Genomic DNA, 403 nt, shown 5'->3' with positions numbered 1-403 from the left:
CCCACTTGTCGTCGGCCAGGCAGGCCGCGGTGTGCGGGGCGTTCCGCAACGGGTTGTCCTCGGCGGGCCACTCCCCCGCGGCGACCCGGTCGATCTCGCCGCGGATCGACACCATCGCGGCGACGAACCGCGCGATCTCCGCGAGGTCCTCGGACTCGGTGGGCTCGACCATCAGCGTCCCGGCCACCGGGAAGGACATGGTCGGGGCGTGGATGCCGTGGTCGATGAGCCGCTTGGCGACGTCGTCGACGGTCACCCCGGTCTCCTTGGTCAGCGTGCGCAGGTCGAGGATGCACTCGTGGGCGACCGTGCCGTCGGCGCCCGCGTAGAGCACCGGGAAGTGCTTCCGCAGCCGGGTCGCGCCGTAGTTGGCGGCCGCCACCGCGGTGAGCGTGGCGCGGCG

1 pseudogene is annotated in these 403 nt (G+C 73.2%); it reads right to left on the bottom strand.

The annotated features are described in order from the left end of the window. Positions 1–403, bottom strand: a pseudogene (locus tag DBV35_RS29375) (glycine dehydrogenase (aminomethyl-transferring)); the annotation flags it as partial.

The organism is Acuticoccus kandeliae (assembly GCF_003073115.1).
This window is presented reverse-complemented; position numbering and strand designations above follow the sequence as displayed.